This window comes from Streptomyces sparsogenes, assembly GCF_001704635.1.
GTDB classification, from domain to species: Bacteria; Actinomycetota; Actinomycetes; order Streptomycetales; family Streptomycetaceae; genus Streptomyces; species Streptomyces sparsogenes.
In genome coordinates this window covers 1-20,674 of record NZ_MAXF01000180.1, presented here as the reverse complement: position 1 = coordinate 20,674, position 20,674 = coordinate 1, and the positions used below count along the sequence as shown (strand labels likewise).

Sequence of the window (20,674 nt, the reverse complement as noted above, 5' to 3'; positions counted from 1 at the left end):
GCCCCGTCAGGGCGCGGCGCCGGGGCGGGCGTACGTACGCCCCTTCCACGCCGCGCCGCGCCCCTGATAGTGCCGCACCGCCGAATCCACGGTCATCAGCAGATAGAGCAGCGCCGTGACCGGCAGCAGCGGGGCCAGCCACAGCGTCTGCCGGTAGTAGCGCAGCATCGGGACGTACGTCGCGGCCATCAGCGCCCACGCGCCGCCGCCCGCCGCCCACAGCCCCGGGCGGCCCTCGACCAGCCCCGCGCACAGCGCCGCCGGGGGCACCAGGTACACCAGCGCCAGCCCCGCCACCGTGGCCACCAGCAGCAGCGGATGGTGCCGCAGCTGCGCATAGGCGCTGCGCGACACCATCCGCCACAGCTCACCCAGCCGCGGATACGGCCGCACGCTGTCCACCCGGTCCGCCAGCCCCAGCCAGATCCGCCCGCCGCTCCGCTTCACCGCCCGGGCCAGCGCCACGTCGTCGATGACCGCGTGCCGGATCGCCTCGGGCACCCGGGCGCGCTCGGCCGCCTCCCGCCGCAGCAGCACACACCCACCCGCGGCCGCCGCCGTCCGCGCCCCCGCCCGGTTGACCCACCGGAACGGATACAGCTGCGCGAAGAAGTACACGAACGCGGGCACGATCAGCCGCTCCCACACCGTCACCACCCGCAGCCGCGCCATCTGCGACACCACATCCAGCCCGGAGCCGCGCGCCGCCCGCACCAATTCGCGCAGGGAGTCCGGCTCATGCGCGATGTCCGCGTCGGTCAGCAGCAGATACTCCGTGTCCGGGCGGGCCGCGGCGAGCGTCATGCCATGGCGCACCGCCCACAGCTTGCCCGTCCAGCCCGGCGGCGGCTCACCGGGCGAGTCCACGGTCAGCGGCGGCCCGCCGTGTTCCTCGGCCAGGGCACGCGCCAGCTTGCCCGTGCCGTCCGTGCTGCCGTCGTCCACGAGGAAGATCTCCACCGGCCCCGGATAGTCCTGCGCCAGCAACGACGGCAGGCTCATCGGGAGGACTGCGGCCTCGTCCCGGGCCGGCACGACGACGGCGACCGACGGCCAGTACTCCTCGCCCCCGGGGGCGCCCCCGGCGGTCCCGGCCGCGTCGCCGGAACCGGCGGGGGCGCCGCCGGGGCCGGGCGCGTCGCCGCGGGGCAGCCGTACGTCCGTACGCCAGAAGAAGCCCTGGCCCAGCAGCAGCCACACCCACGCGGCAAGGGATCCCACGGCCGTCCACATCAGCGCGTCCACCGTGGCAGTCTGCCCGAACGGGGGCCCGGTCGCAGGGAGCATCGGACCGATCCATTAAAGTGACCGGGTGAAGATCGCGCTCATGGACTCCGGAATCGGCCTGCTCCCGGCAGCGGCCGCGGTGCACCGGCTCCGGCCGGACGCCGATCTCGTGCTCTCCTCCGACCCGGAGAGCATGCCCTGGGGCCCCCGCACCCCCGAAGACGTCACCCAGCGCGCGCTGGCCTGCGTCCGCGCCGCCGCCGCGCACCGCCCCGACGCCGTGATCATCGCCTGCAACACCGCCTCCGTGCACGCCCTGCCCGCCCTGCGGGCCGAGTTCGAGCCGGGGCTGCCGGTCATCGGGACCGTACCGGCGATCAAGCCCGCGGCGGCCGGTGGCGGACCCGTCGCGATCTGGGCCACCCCCGCCACCACGGGCAGCCCCTACCAGCGCCGACTCATCCGCGACTTCGCCGACGGGGTCCAGGTGACCGAGGTGGCCTGCCCGGGGCTCGCCGAGGCCGTCCAGTGGGCCGACTCGGCGGCGATCGACGCCGCCGTGGCCGACGCCGCGGCCCGCACCCCCCGCGACATCCGGGCCCTGGTCCTGGGCTGCACCCACTACGAGCTGGTCGCCGACCGGATCCGGTCCGCCGTCCAGCCGGCCGGCGCCCCGCCGATCGCCCTCCACGGCTCCGCCGGGGCCGTCGCCGCCCAGGCCCTGCGCCGGATCGGCGCCACCCCCGCCTCCCCGGCCCCGGCGCCCCTCCCCGAGGGACGGCTCACCGTGATCCTCAGCGGCCGCGAGGCCGCCCTCCCGGACGTCGCCCTCGCCTACACCGAAGGCCGTCTGCTGGCGCGCGAACCCCTGGCCCGCGGCTGACCCGGCCCGGCAAGGGGCGACCGAACCCTCGCAGTCCCCTGCCGGGGTAGCGGAACGTGGGTACGCTGCCAGCTATGAGGCACCACCGTGAGGGCGACGAGCGGGCCGCGGCCGATCGGCCACCCGCGGTCTGGACCGGGCGCGCGCACAATCGCGCCCAGTGGCTGCTGGCCGCGGGGGGCGCCGCCTGCGTGGCGCTCGGGATCGACCTGGCCGTCGACTCTCCCTGGACCTCGGGCCTGGCCCCGCTCCTGATGTCCGTGATCGGCTGCCTCGCGGCCGGCCTGCTGATGCTCTTCGGCACCCTGGCCTTCGTGCACGTGGCCGTGCGGGTCGACGAGGAGGCCCTGGAGGTGCGCTGCGGCCACATGGGCCTGCCCCGGCGCCGCATCCCCCTCAACGACGTGGTCCACGCGGACTTCGCCCCCCGGGTCACCCCACGCCAGTGGGGCGGCTGGGGCTACCGCTGGCGCCCGGAGAAGGGCACCGCGGTGATCGTGCGCCGCGGCGAGGGCCTGGTGGTCCGGCTCGGCGACGGCCGGATCTTCACCGTCACGGTGGACGACGCCGAGGCCGCGGTCCGGGTGATCCGCGACCGCCTGCGCGGCATCACGGCCGGGGCCTCCCAGGCCTGAGCCGAAACCCATCAGCGGCCCGGAAGGTACGACCTTCCGGGCCGTTCCCCCGTTCGGCCCCGTACCACCCGGCCCCATGTGGTCCGGATACGAACGAAACCGATACGAGAGAGGTCGGCAGATGAGCGCACTCACACCGGAAGCAGTGCTCGCGGACTACCTGGCCCTGGCGGACGACAGCTGTGTGGCCGTGCTGCCGCACGTACTGCGCATCACGGCCGAACTCGGCATCGCCGAGCTCCTCGCGGCCGACACCATGACCGTCGAGGACATAGCCATCGCCACCGACGCGGACACCGAGGCCCTGTACCGCCTGCTGCGCGCCCTGGTCTCGGTCGGCGTGCTCCTGGAGGACCCGGCCCGCTCCTTCCGGCTGACCGAGACCGGACACCGCCTCCGCGCGGACGCCCCCGACAGCGTCCGCGAATCCGTGCTGAACGCCGACTCCCAGCGGGCCTGGCTCCACGGCATCGAAACCATCCGCAGCGGGCGCTCGGTCTTCGACAGCGTCCACGGCGGGGATTTCTTCGGCCACAAGAATTCCGACGGCGACGCCGACCGGGCCTTCCTGCGCCGCATGCGGGAGCGGACCGGACGGCTGTACGGACAATTCTCCACGACGCCCGACTGGCGGCAGTCGGACGTCGTCATGGACATCGGAGGCGGCGACGGCTTCATGCTGGAACGCATTCTGCGCGAAGCCGATCACGTCAAGGGAATTCTCTTCGACCGGCCCTCGGTCATCGATATGGTCGGGAACGCCGAGCACATCCGCTCGCTGGGGGAGCGCTGCCGGCTGGAGAAAGGCGACTTCTTCGAAGCACTGCCGTCAGGGGCCGACACCCACATGCTGTGCAGCGTGCTGCACGACTGGACGGACAGCCAAGTGATCACCATTCTGCGCAACAGCAGGAAAGCGCTGGGGGACGGCGGACGGCTGCTGATCGTGGAAATGCTCGTGCCGGAGAACCACGAATGGCACCCCAGCCGCTGGAGCGACATCGGCATGATGGTGCTCACCGGCGGTCGTGAGCGAACGGCGAAGGAATTCACGACCCTGCTCGGCGAGTCCGGTTTCACTCTCTCCGGCGTGACCCCGATTCCGAATTCATACTTCTCGGTGCTCGAAGCAAAATAGGACCACGGCGATGTCGGGAGCCGAGGACGGCCGGACGGTCTGCCGGACCGTGCCGTCCTCGGCCCGCGAGGCCGGGTCGTGTTACGAGGACGGGCCATTCATGGCGTCGGCCAGACTTCGGGGGCGCATGTCGGTCCAGTGCTCGTTGATGTAGTCGAGGCACGCCTGCCGGCTGTCCTCGCCGTGCACGGGTACCCAGCCGGCGGGCACCTCCACGAAGGTCGGCCACAGGGAGTGCTGGCCTTCGTCGTTGACGAGTACCAGGTACTTGCCGTCGGGGTCTTCGAACGGGTTGGTCATGGCTTTTCCTCCACTCGAGCGAGGATCAGGCACTGGGTGAGCCCCTCTTGCCGGTCCGGACTCGTCCTCCACGGGATTCTCTCTCCAGGGCAAGGAAACGCCGATCATGGCATCGACCGCTCCCGGAACCCCACGTGGGCGCAGTGTATGCACCAAGTCTGCCGCGACGTCCACGGTTTGCCAGGTTCTGCCGCTCAAACTGCCTTAGTTGCCTGGTGCTTCGGCAAGAGATCCAGTGGCACCTGCTTGGTGTCACGTCAAGGGGCAGATGCTCGGGGCCGGCCTGAGCGCCCGCACGGATGGGGCGACGGCCACGTCGCCCACCGGCTCTCGACCACCCGGGACGCGGATGCCATCACTTCCTGATACTTTCCGGAACCGAGACCAGCGCGAGACCAGTCGGAGCAACTCCAAGGAATCCTGAAGGAATCAAGGAGCGCATTTCACCATGTCTGACGGCGCCACCCTCGACACTCCCGACATATCCTCCACCTCCGCCACCCCCGCCGCCGATCCCGTCCTGGACCACATCGAGTTCTTCGTGGCCGATCTCGAGGCGACGGTCGGTCAACTGTCCTTGGGCTACGGGCTCCAGGTCCTCGTACCGCCGACCCGCGGCAGCCGCCGGGGCGACCACCGCTCCGCGCTGCTGGGGCGCGGCCGGATCCGACTGTTGCTGACGCAGGCGCTCTCCGGTGACCACCCCGCGCGGAGCTATGTCGAGCGCCACGGCGACGGGGTCGCCGACATCGCTCTGCGCGTGGCCGACGCGCGCGCCGCGCACGCCGAACTGCTGTCCCGCGGGGCCGTGGAGGTGTCGCCGCCGCGGGAGGAGGACGGCTGTGTGACCGCGGCGGTCGCCGGCTTCGGGGATGTGGTCCACACATTGGTGGAGCGGCGCCCCGGCGGGGCGGCGGACCGACTTCCCGGCCTGCCCGCGCCCCGCCCGCTGACGGCCGGGGATCCGGTCGGGCTGTTGAACGTCGACCACTTCGCGGTGTGTCTCCCGCTGGGCGAGCTGACCTCGACCGCGAGCTTCTACACCGATGTCTTCGACATGCCGGTGGTCTTCAAGGAACGCATCGAAGTCGGCCCGATGGGGATGGACTCGGCCGTGGTGCAGAGCCGCGGCGGCGAGCTGACCTTCACGCTGATCGAGCCGATGCCGGGGGCGCGCGCGGGGCAGGTCGAGAGCTTCCTCGCCGACCACGGCGGAGCGGGGGTGCAGCACGTCGCCTTCGCGACGGAGGACATCGTGCACAGCGTCGGCGCGATGGGCGGCCTCGGCGTGCCCTTCTTGAGCACCCCGTCGACGTACTACGATCTGCTCACCGCTCGGCTGACGCCGCTGCGCCACTCGGTGGACCGACTCAGGGAGTTGAGTGTGCTGGTGGACGAGGACCACGACGGTCAGCTCTTCCAGATATTCACCCGCTCCGTACACCCTCGCGGGACGTTCTTCTTCGAGGTCATCGAGCGCATCCGGGCCCGTACGTTCGGCAGCAACAACATCCGGGCGCTCTACGAGGCGATCGAGCTGCAGCGCGCTGCGAAGGGGCAGGCGGAGTGACGACGCTCCCCGTCGGCCGGGGATCGGACGACCACGTGGGCACGGAGTCCCCCCGCATGGGCGCGGAGTCCTCCGATCCGCTCGCCGCCGCCCTCTCCGTGGCCGACTTCGCGGATCTCGCGCGGACGGGGCTCGGCGAGGAGCTCTGGGACTGGCTGGAGGGCGGTGCCGAGCGGGAGCGGACGCTGGCCGGCAACCGCGACGCGTTCGCGGGCGTCGCGGTGTTGCCCCGGGTCCTCACCGATGTGTCCTCCTGCGACCCGGCCTGCTCTCTGGTGCGCAGCCCGGCCGCGCTGCCGGTGGCCGTGGCGCCGATCGCGTATCAGCGCCTGTTCCACCCGGAGGGGGAGCTCGCGGTCGCGCGGGCGGCGGCGGACAGCGGGCTGCCCTACACGGTGTCCACGCTGAGCAGCGTCCCCATGGAGGAGATCGCGGCCACCGGCGCCACCACCTGGTTCCAGCTCTACTGGCTGCGGGACAAGGGCGCCGTCCTCGACCTGGTCCAGCGGGCCGAGGCGATCGGGAGCGAGGCGCTGGTGCTGACCGTGGACGTGCCGGTCATGGGCCGGCGGCTGCGCGACATGAGGCACGGCTTCGCGCTCCCCCCGACGATCCGGGCGGCCAACCTGGACGGCGGCGGCATGAGCCGTGCCCACGAGCGCGTCGACGGCGGCTCGGCCGTGGCGGCCCACACCGCCTCCGCGTTCGCGCCCTCGCTCACCTGGCATGACGTCGAGTGGCTGCGGGAGCGGACCCGGCTGCCCCTGGTGCTCAAGGGGCTGTCGCATCCGGCCGACGCCCTGCGCGCGGCCGAGCTCGGGGCGGCGGCGGTGGTGGTGTCCAACCACGGAGGGCGGCAGCTGGACGGGGCCGCGCCCTCGGCGGTGGCGCTGCCCGCTGTCGTGGAGGCGGTCGAGGGCGCCTTCGGGGAGAGCTGCCAGGTGCTGGTCGACAGCGGGATACGCGGCGGGGCGGACGTGTTGCGCGCGCTGGCGCTGGGCGCCTCCGGAGTGCTGCTGGGCCGGCCGGTCCTGTGGGGACTGGCGGCCGGCGGCCAGGCGGGGTGCGCGCGGGTGCTGTCGCTGCTGGGGGAGGAGTTCCGGCACGCCATGGCGCTGGCGGGCTGCCCCGACCTGGCCGCCGTGGCCCGGCTGCGGACGACGACCATGCCATGCCACTGTGGGGGTGACCACCAATGACCGATTCCGGCGTCCGCGGGGCCGATGTCCACGACATGCGGCTGTCGCGGCTGCACGGCTCGCTCGCCGATCCCGCGATGGCCTCGATGAACTTCCTCAACGAGGTCGCCATCCGGTTTCCGAACGCCATCTCGTTCGCGGCCGGGCGGCCGAGCGAGGAGTTCCTGGACTTCGCCGAAGTGCACCGCTACGTGGACGTCTTCATCGACCACCTCCGCCGCGACCGGGGCATGACCGAGGCGGAGGCGAAGCGGACGGTCCTTCAGTACGGCCGGACCAAGGGCATCATCCACGAGCTGGTCGGCAGGCATCTGGAGGTCGACGAGGGGATCTCGGTCTCCAGCGATTCGCTCGTCATCACGGTCGGCTGCCAGGAGGCGATGTTCCTGGTGCTGCGCGCCCTGCGGACCGGCCCGCGGGACGTCGTCCTCGCGGTCTCGCCCACGTACGTCGGACTGACGGGCGCGGCGCGCCTGGTCGACCTGCCCGTGCGCCCGGTGCGCGGGGGCGACCGGGGGATCGACTTCGAGGACCTCGGCGTGCGGATCGCCGAGGCCCGCGCCGCGGGCCTGCGGCCACGCGCCCTGTACATCGTGCCGGATGTGGCCAACCCGACCGGCATCAGCCTGGATCTCGAGGCGCGGCGGGAGCTGCTGCGGGTGGCCGAGGCGGAGGATCTGCTCCTGCTGGAGGACAACGCGTACGGGGTGTTCGCCGGGGAGGGCAGGCTGCCGTCGCTGAAGGCGCTGGACACCGGGCGGCGGGTGGTCCGGCTCGGCTCGTTCGCCAAGACGGTGCTGCCGGGGGCCCGCGTGGGCTACGCGGTCGCCGATCAGCGCGTGGTGGACGAGGACGGCGGCACCTCGCTCCTGGCCGACCACCTCTCCACCATCAAGAGCATGCTCACGGTGAACACCTCACCCTGGTCCCAGGCCGTGGTCGGCGGGGCGCTGGTGGCCCACGACTACAGCCTGCCGGCCGCGAACCGCCGGGAGATCGAGGTCTACCAGCGCAATCTGCGCCTCGTCCTCGCGGGGCTGGCCCGCCGCTTCCCCAGGGATGCGGAGCGGGGGCCCCGGATCTCCTGGAACACCCCCACCGGCGGGTTCTTCCTCACCCTGACGGTGCCTTTCCGGGCGGACGACGAGCTGCTGGAGTACTCCGCCAAGGAGCACGGGGTGCTGTGGACCCCCATGTCCCACTTCTACGGGGGCGACGGCGGGTACGAGCAGATCCGGCTGTCCCTGAGCCAGCTCACCCCGGAGACCATCGAGGCCGGTCTCGACCGGCTGGCGGCCCTGATACGGGAGTGTTCCGCGACGAGGTGAAGGTCAGTGGGCCGCCGGGATCGGGCCCAGGGCCGGGGGTTCGCCCGCGAGAGGGCCCGGGACCGCCTCCGGCAGCCGCGCCGTGGCCAGCCCCGCGATCAGGCCGGCCCCGGCGGTCACCTCGGGGAAGCTGAGCGCGTCGCCGAGGACCGACTCCACGGCGAGCGCCGTCAGGGCGGCGGCCGCCGTCAGCACGGCCGGGGCAGGGCGCGGGGAGCGCCACAACGCGTACAGCAGCCAGCCGAAGGCCGCGCCCAGCAGGGCCGGCCCCGGCAGGCCCTGCCCGGCGGCCTGTTGCAGCGGGGCCGACCGCGGTGTGTCGCCCACGGCGGCCGACTCCTGGACGGTCGGGCTCAGCTCGCCGAACCGGTCGGGCCCCACTCCGCGCAGCGGGTCCTGTTCGGCGATCCGGGCGGCGTCGTGCCACAGTCCCACCCGGTGGTCGCCCAGCCGGTCGCGCACGGGGGCCGAGAGCCCGCCGGGGAGGGCGTCCACGGCCACGGCCCAGCAGCCGGCGACGGCCACCGCCGCGACCAGTGCCATCGCGGCGAGTCCCGGCAGCCGGTGGCGGGCCCGGGCCGCGGCGAGCGAGCACAGCAACACCAGGGCGCCGGCCACGCACCCCGCGGTGGATCCGGCCGCCATCGCCATCGCCGTGATCGCCACGGCCAGCAGGCGCAGGGCCAGTCGGCCGAGGGCCGACCGGGTGGCCCAGGCGGCGCCGCAGGCCGCCCCGACGGCGAGCGTGAACTGCGCCGCGTGGGCCCCGCCCGGGCCGCCCGCGCCGCCGGGACCGCCCGGGACCGTGCAGGCCAGGCCGAGGCCCGCGAGCGCGGCGGCCGTGGCGGAGGCGACCGGCAGCAGCGATCCGGCGATCCTGCCGCACGCGTAGCCGGCGGCCACGGCCAGCACGGCGAGCAGCACGCCCTCGGGCCGGGCGGTGCGGCCCGCGGCGCAGACCAGGGCCCAGACGGCGCAGCAGCCGAGGATCGCGGCGCCCGCGATGTCGGGCGCGCTGTGGTGTTCCCGTACGACAGGCTGTGCCGCTGAAGACGCCATCCCGTTCGACCCCCCGAGTCGTGACGGGCACCGCGTGCCGGGCCGGCCGTCGGCGGGGCCCGGGAGGCCCGCGGAGCGGCCGGAGGCCGCATGCGGGCCAGGACGGATACGGTAGCGACCGGGACCGGATATGTGTATATGTTGCGCAGAAACGATGCGGCAGATGTGTGGCGGCTGTGCAGGGGGCATGCGGCTGTGAACGAAAGGGTGTTCTGGGCCGCTTGCCCGGCCCGATAGCCTCGGCGCATGGCCATTCCCGACTTCATCCGAGAGCTGCGGGCCACCGCGGGTCATCAACTGCTCTTTCTCCCCGGCACCAGCGCCGTCGTCCTCGACGACGAGGGCAGGGTGCTGCTCGGGCGCCGGGCCGACACCGGCCGCTGGGCGCTCGTCTGCGGCATCCCCGAGCCCGGCGAGCAGCCCGCGGCGGCGGTGGTTCGCGAGGTGTACGAGGAGACGGCGGTGCGCTGTGTGCCCGAGCGCATCCTGCTCGTCCAGAGCATGGAGCCGGTCACCTACCCCAACCAGGACGTGTGCCAGTTCGTGGACATCTGCTTCCGCTGCCGCGCGGTGGGCGGCGAGGCGCGGGTCAACGACGACGAGTCGCTGGACGTGGGCTGGTTCTCACTCGACGCGCTCCCGGAGTTGGACGAGTTCGCGCTGACGCGGATCAAACTGGCGCTCGCCGAGGGCCCGACATGGTTCGACCCCACCCTTCCGAAGTGAAGTGTGTGTCGCCCACACATCGGTCGGGCCCCCGCCGCGGCCTAGCCTGCCCCTCATGAGCGCGTCCACCACACCGGGCCCCGCCACCGGGGCCGCCCCCGCCCTCGGCGGCCGTACCGCACTCGTCACCGGGGCCGCCGGCGGCATCGGCCGGGCCTGCACGCTGCGGCTGGCCGCCGCCGGGGCCACGGTCCTGGCCGCCGACCAGGACGCGGAGGGGCTCGCCGCGCTGGCGGCCCGGGCCGAGGAGGAGCCGGGGCTGCCCGGGCGGGTGGAGCCGCGGGTGCTCGACCTGACCGACCTCGACGCCGCCGAGCGGGCCGCCGCGGGCATCGACATCCTGGTCAACAACGCCGGGCTGCAACTCGTCCGCCCCATCGAGGAGTTCCCGCCCGAGGTGTTCTCCCGGGTCCTGACGGTGATGCTGGAGGCCCCCTTCCGGCTGGTGCGCGGCGCGCTGCCGCACATGTACGCCCAGGGCTGGGGCCGGATCGTCAACATCTCCTCCGTGCACGGACTGCGAGCCTCGGCCTACAAGGCGGCGTACGTCGCCGCCAAGCACGGGCTGGAAGGGCTCTCCAAGGTCGCCGCCCTGGAGGGCGCCGCCCACGGGGTCACCTCCAACTGCGTCAACCCCGCCTATGTGCGCACCCCACTGGTGGAGCGGCAGATCGCCGACCAGGCCGCCGCCCACGGCATCTCCCCGGAACGGGTCGTCTCCGAGATCATGCTGGCCGACTCCGCGGTCAAGCGGCTCATCGAGCCCGAGGAGGTCGCCGAGGCCGTCGCCTACCTCTGCGGCCCGGACGCCTCCTTCATCACCGGCGCCTCGCTCGCCATGGACGGCGGATGGACCGCTCACTGAGCGGACGGCTCCCCGGGCGCCCGCTCGCGCACCCGGCCCAGCGGGCACCGGAGCGGGCACCGGGGCCGCGCCCGGCGACTGGCGAGGTCGAGCCCGGCGAGGGTATCCCTGTGACCATGCCCGATGATCAGCCGGAGACCCCGTACCTGGAACTGCTCGCCCGCGGCGCGCCCGCCGAGGCGTACGAGCGTCCGGTGCTGCGCGCCCGCGCCGAGGGGGCGTCGGCCGCCCGGCTCGCCGCCCTGGAGCGCGCCAAGCTGCTGGCCCTGCGCGTACGCGGCGAGCTGGAGGGGCGCCGGCGCCGCGAGGCCGAGCTGTCCGCGCTCTTCGAGACCGCGCACGACCTGGCGGGGCTGCGCGACCTGGACGCGGTGCTGCAGGCCATCGTGCAGCGCGCCCGCTCGCTGCTCGGCACCGAGGTGGCGTATCTGACCCTCAACGACCCCCAGGCCGGGGACACCTACATGCGGGTCACCGACGGGTCGGTGTCGGCCCGCTTCCAGCAGCTGCGGCTCGGCATGGGGGAGGGCCTCGGCGGGCTGGTCGCCCAGACCGCGCGCCCGTACGTGACCGAGAGCTACTTCGACGACGAGCGGTTCCAGCACACCCGGACCATCGACTCCGGCGTCAAGGACGAGGGCCTCGCGGCCATCCTCGGCGTTCCCCTGATGCTGGGCAGCGGCGTCATCGGCGTGCTGTTCGCCGCCGACCGCCGCCCCCGGGTCTTCGAGCGCGAACAGGTCGCCCTGCTCGGCTCCTTCGCCGCCCACGCCGCCGTCGCCATCGACACGGCCAACCTGCTGGCCGAGACCCGCTCGGCGCTCGCCGAGCTGGAAGCCGCCAACGAGATCATCCGCGACCGCAGCGAGGTCATCGAACGCGCCTCGGAGGTGCACGACCGGCTGACCGAACTGGTGCTGCGCGGCGGCGGGGTGCACGACGTGGCGGCCGCCGTGGCCGAGGTGCTCAGCGGGACGGTGGAGTTCACCGAGGCCCACACGGCGCCCGCCGCCGCCGTGGACCGCTCCCGGGCCGACGGCCACGCGGTACGCCACGGCGAGGACTGGATCGCCGCCGTCTCCGCGGGCGGCGAACTGCTCGGCGCGCTCGTGCTGCGCGGCCACCCCCGCCTCGACCCGGTGGACCAGCGCACCCTGGAGCGGGCCGCCATGGTGACCTCGCTGCTGCTGCTGGCCCGGCGCTCGGCGGACGAGGCCGAACAGCGCGTACGGGGCGAGCTGCTGGACGACCTGCTGGACGCCCCCGACCGCGAGCCGCGGCTGCTGCGCGAGCGGGCCGCCCGGCTGCGGGCGGACCTGGACGCGCCCCACGTGGTGCTCGCCGCCGGGATCGACGCGCCCGGCGCGGCGTCCGGCGGGGTGCCCGGCCCGGCTGCCGGGCCGCCGCCGGAGGAGACGGACGAGCCGGACCGGACGGGCCGCGCGCACCGGGCGGAGGGGGCGGACGAGGCGGCCGGCCGGCAGCGCCTGTGGGCCGCCGCCTCCCATCTGGCGGCCACCCGCCACGGCCTGGCCGCCGCCCGCGACGGCGGCACCGTCCTGCTGTTGCCCCTGGCCGACGGCGAGGGGGCCGACTCCCTCGCCCGCCGGACCGCCCGCCAGCTCGGCACCGCCGTGCGGGCGGCGGTCACCGTCGGCGCCTCCGCGCCGGTGTCCGCGCCCGCCGCCCGCCCCGGCGAGGTGGCCTCGGCGTACGCGGAGGCGCGGCGCTGTCTGGAGGCCCTGCGGGTGCTGGGCCGCGGCGGCCAGGGCGCCGCGGCCGAGGACTTCGGCTTCCTCGGCCTGCTGCTGGGCGGCGCCCGCGACGGCGCGGGGGACGCCGCCCGGGTGGAGGGGTTCATAGCGCGCACCATCGGCGCGGTGGTCGACTACGACGCACGGCGCGGTACGGATCTGGTGCGTACCCTCGACGCGTACTTCGCGAGCGGCATGAGCCCGGCCCGCACCAAGGACGAACTGCACGTCCACGTCAACACGGTGGCGCAGCGGCTGGAGCGGGTGGGGCGGCTGCTCGGCCCCGACTGGCAGTCGCCGTCCCGCGCCCTGGAGGTGCAGCTCGCGCTGCGGCTGCACCGGCTGGCGTCGGCGATCGCCCGCTAGAAGGCGCTGGAAGGGCACGAGGAGAGGGGCCGGGTGGATCTCCCCCGGCCCCTCTCCTCGCACCGCCGGGCCTAGACCGACCGGGGGGCCGTGCCCGGCTCGCTCGCGTTCCGCGGGGTCGCCTCGGGCAGCGGAGCCGATGACGGGTCGATCCCGGCCAGGTCCCGGTCCCGGGTCTCCTTGGCGGCGCCGACCGCCACCAGGGTGAGCAGCGCCGCCGCGATGACGTACAGCGCGATCGGCGCCGAGCTGTCGTAGTCGGCCAGCAGCGCGGTGGCGATCAGCGGGGCGGGGGCGCCGGCCGCGACCGACGCGAACTGGGCGCCGATCGAGGCGCCCGAGTAGCGCATGCGGGTCGCGAACATCTCCGAGAAGAAGGCCGCCTGCGGGGCGTACATCGCGCCGTGGAAGACCAGTCCGACCGTGACCGCCAGCACCAGCGCGCCGAAGTCCCGGGTGTCGATGAGGGCGAAGAAGGGGAAGGCCCACGCGCCCACGCCGGCGGCGCCCAGCAGATACACCGGGCGCCGTCCGATACGGTCCGACAGCGCGCCCCAGGCGGGGATGACGGCGAAGTGCACGGCGGAGGCGATCAGCACGGCGTTGAGCGCGGTCTGCTTGCCCAGGCCCACATGGTCGGAGGTCGCGTACACCAGGACGAAGGCCGTGATCACGTAGTAGCTGATGTTCTCCGCCATCCGGGCGCCCATCGCGACCAGCACATCCCGCCAGTGGTGGCGCAGCACGGCCACCAGCGGCAACTTCTCCGCCAGGTCGGCCGACGAGGCGGCCTCCGCCTTGCGGGCCTCGGCCCGCGCCAGGGCGTCCTTGAAGACCGGTGACTCGTCGACGGACAGCCGGATCCACAGGCCGATCAGCACCAGCAGGCCCGAGAGCAGGAACGGCACCCGCCAGCCCCAGGACTGGAAGGCGTCGTCGGACAGCCAGGCGGTCAGCGCCGACAGCACGCCGGTGGCCAGCAGCTGGCCGGCCGGGGCGCCGGTCTGCGGCCACGAGGCCCAGAAGCCGCGCCGCCGCGCGTCCCCGTGCTCCGACACCAGCAACACCGCCCCGCCCCACTCGCCGCCGAGCGCGAAGCCCTGCACCAGGCGCAGCAGGGTCAGCAGTACGGGCGCCGCCGAGCCGACCGTGGCATGGGTCGGCAGCAGCCCGATCGCGCAGGTCGCGCCGCCCATCAGCAGCAGGCTGAGCACCAGCAGCTTCTTGCGGCCCAGCCGGTCGCCGTAGTGCCCGAACACCAGGGCGCCGATGGGCCGTGCGGCGAAGCCGACCGCGTACGTCAGGAAGGACAGCAGCGTGCCGACCAGCGGATCGGAGTCCGGGAAGAAGAGCTTGTTGAAGACCAGCGCGGCGGCCGATCCGTACAGGAAGAAGTCGTACCACTCGATGGTGGTCCCGATGAGGCTCGCGGCGACGATGCGCGGGAGATTGGCCGGGGGTGCTGGAGCGGTGGTTCCGGATGCCATGTGCGCCACTTCCTCGTGGACCGGTGGGGACGGGTAGGTGTCGGCACACCGTAGAAACACGCAGGTCAGGAGCCCATGTGGCGGGACACCACAGTTCGGGGCCCGGGTGTGCGCGCGGCCCCCATGCGAGTGCCCCGGCCAGCGGCCGGCCGGGGCGGGGCCGGCGGGCCGGGGGCGTCCGGCGGCCGGGCGGTGGCCGGGCGGCGGTGCGCGATCCTTGATCGTATGAAGTCGGACCGGTTGCTCTCCATCCTGTTGCTGCTCCAGACCCATGGGCAGGTGCCCGCGAGCGAGCTGGCGCGGCGCCTGGAGGTGTCGGTACGGACGATCTTCCGGGATGTGGAGGCGCTGTCGGCGGCCGGGGTGCCGGTGTACACGGAGCGGGGGCGCAACGGCGGGATCAGGCTGTTGCCGGGATACCGCACGGATGTGTCCGGCCTGACCGCCGACGAGGCTCGGGCGCTGTTCGTCCTGGTCACCGAGCAGGCGCATGCGGATCTGGGGCTGGGGCGGGCGATCGGTTCGGCGCTGCGCAAGGTGATGGCCGCGGTGCCCGCGCCGTTCCGCGGGGACGCCGACCTGGCCAGCCGGCGGATCCTGATCGATCCGGTGCGCTGGCGCGGCACCCCGCGCCCTTCGGCCGTGGACCTCGGGGTGCTCCAGGCGGCGGTGTTCAACGATCGGCGGCTGCGGCTGCGCTATCGGCACGGCCGGGACCGCCAGGTGCGCTCGTACACGCTCGATCCGTACGGCCTGGTCAGCAAGGCCGGGGCCTGGTACCTGGTGGCGGACCACCGGGGGCGGCCGATGATGTTCCGCTCGGACCGCATGCTGTCGGCCTCGGTGGTCGAGGAGCCGGTGCGCCGCCGGGGCGGGGTGGAGCTGGCGGACGTGTGGGAGGCGCTGCGGGAGGGCATCGACCGGATTCCGGCTTCGGTGCGGGTGGTCGTGCGGGTGCGGCGGTCGGCGCTGGCCCGGTTCCTGCGCTACCACGAGGCGAATCTCGCCGTCCCCGCGCCCGCGCTGGAGGACGCCGAGGCGGGAGCGGGGGACGACGGGGGGCCGGTGGAGCTGGAGTTGGGTTTCCCCGCGCTGGGGGCGGCCGAACAACTGCTGGCCTTCGGTCCGGCGGTGGAGGTGGTGGAGCCCGCGGAACTACGGGAGGCCCTGGTGCGCCGGGCCCGGGAGACCATCTCCCTCTACGCCCCGCCCGATGACGCCGTCCGATGAGGATTCATACATGACGCCAGGTGTCATATATCGCTGGTCATGATGGGGCACCAACCAGCCGGGCCTTGATTCCGGCGGCCCGGATTCCCGAAAGGAAGATTCCCCATGACTGCCACCAGCGGCTCCGCCCAGAAGATCGCCGACGAGTTCCTCCGCGCCTGGCTCGGCCGCGACGTCGAGAAGGCTCTGGGCTTCCTGGCCGACGACATCGTGTGCGAGGCGCCGAGCGGCCGCTTCGAGGGGCTGGACCGCTACCGCCAGTTCCTGGAGCCGTTCGCGTCCAGCCTCATCAGCGGCCGCGTCATCGACGTGCTGGGTGACGACACCCACGCGGCGACCGTCTACACCACCGAGACCCCCTTCGCGAAGGACTTCCGGGGCATGGACTACATCACCGTCGAGGACGGCAGGATCAGCCATGTGATCAGCGTCTTCGACCTCTCGCCGGCGATCAGGGCCCGGGGCAACCCCCAGCAGTGACGACTCGCCAGGTGTCCGGACGGCGGGGCGCCCGCTCCGGGTCAGCGCCCGCGCAGCGCCGCCGTGAAGCTGCGGCCGTAGGCGTGGCGGGTGGTGACGCGCAGCCGGGTGCCGCCGGGGACGCGGTCGACGCGCACGGCCTCGTCCGCCGTCTCGGCGCGCAGGGCGCGGCCCCGGATCACGACCGAGACCGTGTCGCGCTCGGTCGTCGGGTCGGACACCGCGAGGGACACGGCGCCGCCCGGCGTCTCGCGGAGGATCACCGAGGCGGGGCCGTCGATCCACAGTGGTCCGGCGCGATGGGTGCCGGGGGCGAAGGTGTTCACGGCGGTGAGGCCGAGCCCCCGATGCCGCACCGCCTGGACCCGCGCGGTGTTGGCCAGCACGGACACCGGCCCGTGGGCGTACGCCATCAGCTGCCCCTCGGAGGCGTGGGGGACGAGGGCGTAGGCCATCGAGTCGGGCGGCGCGCCGGCCGGTTGCTCGACGGACACGGAGAAGACCTGTCTGGTCACCGGGGCGTCGGGGTTGGACAGGCGGACGGCGCGGCGGCTGCGGGTGACCGTGTCGAGCGCGACGGTGGGCCGCCGTCCGGCCAGGAACACATAGCCGACCGCGGTGCCCTGGGTCGCGTCGGCGTAGCGCAGCCAGGCCAGCGGGGCGGTCCCGGTGCCGGACCACGGGGTGCCGTCGCGCAGCCGCCCGGTGAGGGCGATGGCGTTCGAGGGCGGGGCGACGCGGCTGTCGACGGTCGTCGTCACCGCGCGTCCCGCCGGATCGCCCACCCCCGCCGCGAGCACGACGATCTCGTCGTCGAGCATGAACCAGGACTTGGTGGCGCGGGCGTTGCGGTAGGCGACGAAGTCGTCGGGCAGGGCGCCGGCCCGCTTGGCGGCGTACGCGGCGTCGTCGGCCTGCACCAGCCCGGCCGTGCCGTACGCGCCGAGCCGCGCGCCGCCGGAGAGTCCGCCCGCGCCGCGGGGGAAGTAGACGTAGGTGTTCTGCGACTCGGAGGAGGAGGTGAAGCCGCGCTCCGGGTTGTCGTACCACAGGCCGCCGTACAGCTCGGGGACCGTGCGGCGGGTCTCCACGGGGGCGGTGACGCCGGCGAGGCGGTAGGGCGAGACGGTGGCGAAGTAGTCGACGCCGTAGGCCTGGGTCTGGTCCTGGCCGGAGAGATAGAGGTAGTGCGCGCCGTCGCCCTGGAACCACGGCATCAGGTTCTCGCCGTTCATGTACTCGTACTTGCTGATCCTCGGCGAGCTGCGGGCCAGGGCGAAGGCGAAGCCGGGGCGCCGGTGGACGGTCTTGTCCATCGCGTTGAACGCGACGTGCCGCTCCGGCGGATTGAGGTCCTCGGCCGGGATCCGGGTGTCGGCGAGGATGTCGGCGTAGCGGGCCACGCTCAGGGGGGAGACGAAGCGCGCCGGGTCGGGGGCGGCCCTGGATGTCTCCCGTACGAACTTGACGTAGCGCTGGAGAGCGGTGGCGTCGGCCTCGGCCACGTGGGCGGAGAGGTCGACGACGGCCTCGACCACCTCCGCGACATCGGCGTAGCCCGTGGTGGTCCGGGACACCCCGCGGCCCTTGACGATCTCCATCATCCAGCCCTCGAAGACGAGCGGGGCGAAGCCGCGCACCACCCAGTCCCGCGCGGTGCCGACGAGGTCCCCGCCCCGCGGGTAGGCCGTGCCCTGGAGGAGCTTGGCGGTCTGGACGACGCGGGTGAGCAGGCCCTTGCCGTAGGAGCCGGTGTAGGCCACGGAGGCGTGCTGGAGGAAGGAGCCGTCGGCGTAGAAGCCGTCGGTGACGTGGTGCCTTAGCTGGTACGGGTCGATGGTGGCGAGGACGGTCAGCTGGTCGGCGACGGCCTTGCCGATGCGGGCCTCGTCGCCCAGTACGGCGCCCTGGAGGACGCGGTTGGTCGTGATGTCGGCGAGGTTGGCGCCGGTGTGGAAGCGGGAGTCGAGGTCGACGTCGCCGTCCTTGCCGTTGCGGAGGTAGGCGTCCATCGAGGCGACGCAGGTGGCGGTCAGGTCGGGGCGGTACGCGGCGAGTTCGTCCTTCAGCAGCACCAGGGTGCGGGTCAGGTGGGTGGAGATGCCGATCTCCCAGTTGAACCAGTTGCCGTAGTAGCCCTTCGCCTGGTCGCCGTAGTAGTCGTCGTGGAGCCGCACCAGGCCGTCGATGACCCGTCGCCGCACGGCCGTGTCGTCGCCCGGGCCCGGGGCCGCGCCACCGGGGGCGCGGGTGGCGAGGGCGATTTCGTAGAGGTACTGGAAGGACGTCGTCAGGTTCGCGTCGCTGGTGCCGAGGGGGACGCCGCTGAACAACTCGCCCGGCCCGGCGCCGTCCAGGGCGGCCAGCCGGGTGCGGGCGGTCCGGCCGATGGCCGTGAGCTTGGCGGCGACCTCGGGCCGGGCGTTGGACTCGGCGGTGCCGGCCAGGACCGCGACGGCGTTGTCGATCACCGTCGCGTGGTCCGCCGCGGTTCCGGGGGCCGCCGCGTCCCGCCGGCCGGCGGCCCGGGCCCGCCACGGCCCGGCCACCGCCGACAGGGACGCCGCCGGGACGATCGACAACAGGGCACGACGCGAGATCTGCACGGGACGCTCCAGGGGGTAGGCCGGAAAGCGCTCGGCGCATTCAACCAACCCGGAGGTGCGCTGTCACTAGCCCCGGACTTCGCGGGTCACCGGTTTAGGTCTGTGGCCAGCGGGTCTGTGTGATGTCGGTGTCGAGGAGGTCGAGGAGGTGGAGTTGGACGCCGCGGGTGATCTGGACGGACGGCGGGTCGGTGACGTTGCCGATCCGCAGGGTGAGTTCGCCGAGGTGGTAGAAGATCATGCGGCCGGTGGGGCGGACCCGGCGGTTGTCCGGGTAGAGGCCGGTCATGGTCTGCTCGGGGCCGAGTGCGCGTCTGACCTGCCGTTCGATGAGGCAGAAGACGAGCAGGGCCAGGCAGATGACCTGGACCAGGGCGGCGACGCGCCGGTTGTGCTGCACGAAGACCGGTGCGACCGCGAGGGGGCCTTTGAAGTCGTGGTAGCGGCGCTCGACCGCGCCCTGGCCTTTGTAGTGGATCAGGACCTGGGCCGGGTCGGCCTGGTCGGCGGGGATGCTGGTCAGCATCGCGTACCAGCCGTCAACGGCGGCCTCCGCGTTCAGGACGTTCTGGTCGAAGTACCAGGCCAGGGCGGGGGTGTCGTGCTCGTCGGTGGTGATGGTCCAGCGCAGGCAGGCGGTGACGCGGCGCTTGGCTGCGATGACGCCGGCCCGGGCCGCGACCTTCTCCCGGGTCTTGTAGTGCTGGCCGCCTGCCGCGCCGGCGAGCTTGTCCATCTCTTCCCTGGCCCGGGCCAGACGCTTCTCGCGGGCTCTGCGCTGGCCCGCCGCGACGGCGGTGGAATGGACCAGGATCCGGCGCAGCCGGTGCACCAGATCCCGTTTGCCCGGCCAGGGTGTGGACGTCCTCCAGTACCCGGTAGACCTCCCGCTCACCGGCCGGCTTGCCCTCGTCCCTCTCGGGCACCCAGTCGACCAGATGTGCCTGCGTGAGGTCCAAGGCGGCATAGACCTCGTCTTTGACCTGCGCGGCCGGGACCGGCGCGATGAAGTCCACCCCGGCCGCGAGCAGTGCGGTGACGTTCGTGTAGGACACCAGCTTGGAATCGGCGACCATCAAGAATTTCCGCTCACCGGCCATGCCCCGCAGGTCCTTCATCGCCCCGACGACCTGGCTGACCTCGGCGACGCCGCCGCCGAAGACGCGGGCGTGGACGGGGATGCCGCCGTCGGCGGACACCGCGAGCCCGGTCTGGACCTGCTTCAAATCCACCCGCCGGTCCTTGGGATGCCCGTAGCTGATGACCGGGTACTGCTCGTCCTGGTCCTCGCTCGGGTAGGCGCCATGGACAGACATGCTGGTCATGTCCCAGTGCAGCCTCGACACGTCGATCCCGAACTCGGCGATCGCCTGCGCGCCGATAGTGCCCGCGATCTGCTCCAGCTTCGGTGCGATCGCGTCCAGGGCCCGGGCCAGACGGTCGTCGTTGAGCAGGTCCGGCTCAAGGCCGAAGACCTCCTCCACCGCCCAGGTGCGGGCCCAGTCGCCGACCCGCACCAGCGGTGCGGGCGAGGTCAGCCGGTTGGCCACCAGCGCCTCGATCACCTGCCCGTGGGTCAGATGCGCGCTCGCACCGCCCGGACACAGCTCGTCGACGATCCCGGCAACATCCAGCCGGCGCAGAAACTCGGCAGCGACAGGCAGAGCGCCCAGACGCTTCTCCACCACGGACGTCACCACCACATCAAGGCGCTGACGGACAGACCGTGGCCGCGGGGACCGGGAAGTCATCGACACACCCAACCCAACGCCACACCACCGGCCAAGGACACCCCCGGACCGGTCACACCATACGAATCAA

17 protein-coding genes and 1 pseudogene are annotated in these 20,674 nt (G+C 73.3%); 11 read left to right on the top strand and 7 right to left on the bottom strand.

Features of this window, described 5'->3' with window-relative positions:
* Nucleotides 1–6: 6 nt before the first annotated feature.
* Nucleotides 7–1,233 (bottom strand): glycosyltransferase, encoded by a 1,227-nt coding sequence (locus BBH68_RS33530; protein ID WP_065967564.1) that lies wholly within the window; start codon nt 1,231–1,233, stop codon nt 7–9.
* Nucleotides 1,234–1,312: 79 nt separating this feature from the next.
* On the opposite strand from BBH68_RS33530, the gene BBH68_RS33525 reads away from it, so the two are divergent.
* The 3 genes from BBH68_RS33525 to BBH68_RS33515 all read left to right on the top strand — a co-directional run bounded on the left by BBH68_RS33525 (nt 1,313) and on the right by BBH68_RS33515 (nt 3,883).
* Complete coding sequence (locus BBH68_RS33525) at nt 1,313–2,110, top strand: glutamate racemase (protein ID WP_065967533.1); 798 nt, start codon at nt 1,313–1,315, stop codon at nt 2,108–2,110.
* Between the two features lie 74 nt (nt 2,111–2,184).
* Nucleotides 2,185–2,745 carry a hypothetical protein gene (locus BBH68_RS33520; RefSeq protein ID WP_065967532.1) on the top strand — a complete coding sequence of 187 codons (561 nt, stop codon included), beginning with the start codon at nt 2,185–2,187 and terminating at the stop codon, nt 2,743–2,745.
* Between the two features lie 121 nt (nt 2,746–2,866).
* On the top strand, nt 2,867–3,883 hold the full coding sequence (locus BBH68_RS33515) for a methyltransferase (protein ID WP_065967531.1): 1,017 nt from the start codon (nt 2,867–2,869) through the stop codon (nt 3,881–3,883).
* 81 nt (nt 3,884–3,964) lie between these two features.
* Here the strand turns inward: BBH68_RS33515 and BBH68_RS33510 are convergent, their stop codons facing one another.
* Entirely contained in the window at nt 3,965–4,183 is a 219-nt protein-coding gene (locus tag BBH68_RS33510; RefSeq protein ID WP_065967530.1) for an MbtH family protein, read from the bottom strand.
* A gap of 448 nt (nt 4,184–4,631) precedes the next feature.
* Between BBH68_RS33510 and hppD the strand changes: the two genes are divergently transcribed.
* The 3 genes from hppD to BBH68_RS33495 are packed head-to-tail and all read left to right on the top strand — an operon-like array spanning nt 4,632 to nt 8,280.
* Nucleotides 4,632–5,753: a 4-hydroxyphenylpyruvate dioxygenase gene (gene hppD / locus BBH68_RS33505; protein ID WP_079151377.1), complete on the top strand. Its 1,122-nt coding sequence runs from the start codon at nt 4,632–4,634 to the stop codon at nt 5,751–5,753.
* A gap of 56 nt (nt 5,754–5,809) precedes the next feature.
* Nucleotides 5,810–6,952, top strand: a complete 1,143-nt coding sequence (locus BBH68_RS33500) for an alpha-hydroxy acid oxidase (RefSeq protein ID WP_065967562.1) — start codon at nt 5,810–5,812, stop codon at nt 6,950–6,952.
* Nucleotides 6,949–8,280, top strand: coding sequence for an aminotransferase-like domain-containing protein (locus tag BBH68_RS33495; RefSeq protein ID WP_065967529.1), 1,332 nt, complete (start codon nt 6,949–6,951; stop codon nt 8,278–8,280). Before BBH68_RS33500 ends, BBH68_RS33495 begins: the two co-directional genes overlap by 4 nt.
* A 3-nt stretch (nt 8,281–8,283) precedes the next feature.
* On the opposite strand, the gene BBH68_RS33490 is transcribed toward BBH68_RS33495, so the two are convergent.
* Entirely contained in the window at nt 8,284–9,339 is a 1,056-nt protein-coding gene (locus tag BBH68_RS33490) for an O-antigen ligase family protein (RefSeq protein WP_065967528.1), read from the bottom strand.
* A 246-nt stretch (nt 9,340–9,585) separates the two neighbouring features.
* On the opposite strand from BBH68_RS33490, the gene BBH68_RS33485 reads away from it, so the two are divergent.
* The 3 genes from BBH68_RS33485 to BBH68_RS33475 all read left to right on the top strand — a co-directional run bounded on the left by BBH68_RS33485 (nt 9,586) and on the right by BBH68_RS33475 (nt 13,050).
* Nucleotides 9,586–10,065 (top strand): NUDIX hydrolase, encoded by a 480-nt coding sequence (locus tag BBH68_RS33485; protein WP_065967527.1) that lies wholly within the window; start codon nt 9,586–9,588, stop codon nt 10,063–10,065.
* Between the two features lie 55 nt (nt 10,066–10,120).
* Complete coding sequence (locus BBH68_RS33480; protein WP_065967526.1) at nt 10,121–10,930, top strand: 3-hydroxybutyrate dehydrogenase; 810 nt, start codon at nt 10,121–10,123, stop codon at nt 10,928–10,930.
* A gap of 116 nt (nt 10,931–11,046) precedes the next feature.
* Nucleotides 11,047–13,050 (top strand): helix-turn-helix domain-containing protein, encoded by a 2,004-nt coding sequence (locus BBH68_RS33475; RefSeq protein ID WP_065967561.1) that lies wholly within the window; start codon nt 11,047–11,049, stop codon nt 13,048–13,050.
* Nucleotides 13,051–13,121: 71 nt separating this feature from the next.
* Here BBH68_RS33475 and BBH68_RS33470 read toward each other — a convergent pair whose 3' ends face one another.
* Nucleotides 13,122–14,537 carry an MFS transporter gene (locus tag BBH68_RS33470; RefSeq protein ID WP_065967525.1) on the bottom strand — a complete coding sequence of 472 codons (1,416 nt, stop codon included), beginning with the start codon at nt 14,535–14,537 and terminating at the stop codon, nt 13,122–13,124.
* Between the two features lie 225 nt (nt 14,538–14,762).
* Here BBH68_RS33470 and BBH68_RS33465 point away from each other — a divergent pair, with 225 nt between their 5' ends.
* Nucleotides 14,763–15,767 (top strand): helix-turn-helix transcriptional regulator, encoded by a 1,005-nt coding sequence (locus tag BBH68_RS33465; RefSeq protein WP_065967524.1) that lies wholly within the window; start codon nt 14,763–14,765, stop codon nt 15,765–15,767.
* A gap of 105 nt (nt 15,768–15,872) precedes the next feature.
* Nucleotides 15,873–16,247, top strand: a complete 375-nt coding sequence (locus BBH68_RS33460) for a nuclear transport factor 2 family protein (protein ID WP_065967523.1) — start codon at nt 15,873–15,875, stop codon at nt 16,245–16,247.
* 41 nt (nt 16,248–16,288) lie between these two features.
* Here the strand turns inward: BBH68_RS33460 and BBH68_RS33455 are convergent, their stop codons facing one another.
* The 3 genes and pseudogenes from BBH68_RS33455 to BBH68_RS44655 form a co-directional block, all read right to left on the bottom strand.
* A complete protein-coding gene (locus BBH68_RS33455; protein WP_065967522.1) occupies nt 16,289–18,853 on the bottom strand; it encodes a polysaccharide lyase family 8 super-sandwich domain-containing protein in 2,565 nt (854 codons plus the stop codon).
* Between the two features lie 94 nt (nt 18,854–18,947).
* Entirely contained in the window at nt 18,948–19,820 is an 873-nt protein-coding gene (locus BBH68_RS44660; protein ID WP_425428879.1) for an IS1634 family transposase, read from the bottom strand.
* A pseudogene (locus tag BBH68_RS44655) lies at nt 19,807–20,604 on the bottom strand (IS1634 family transposase); the annotation flags it as partial. The pseudogene BBH68_RS44655 and the gene BBH68_RS44660, both read right to left, overlap by 14 nt.
* Nucleotides 20,605–20,674 lie beyond the last annotated feature (70 nt).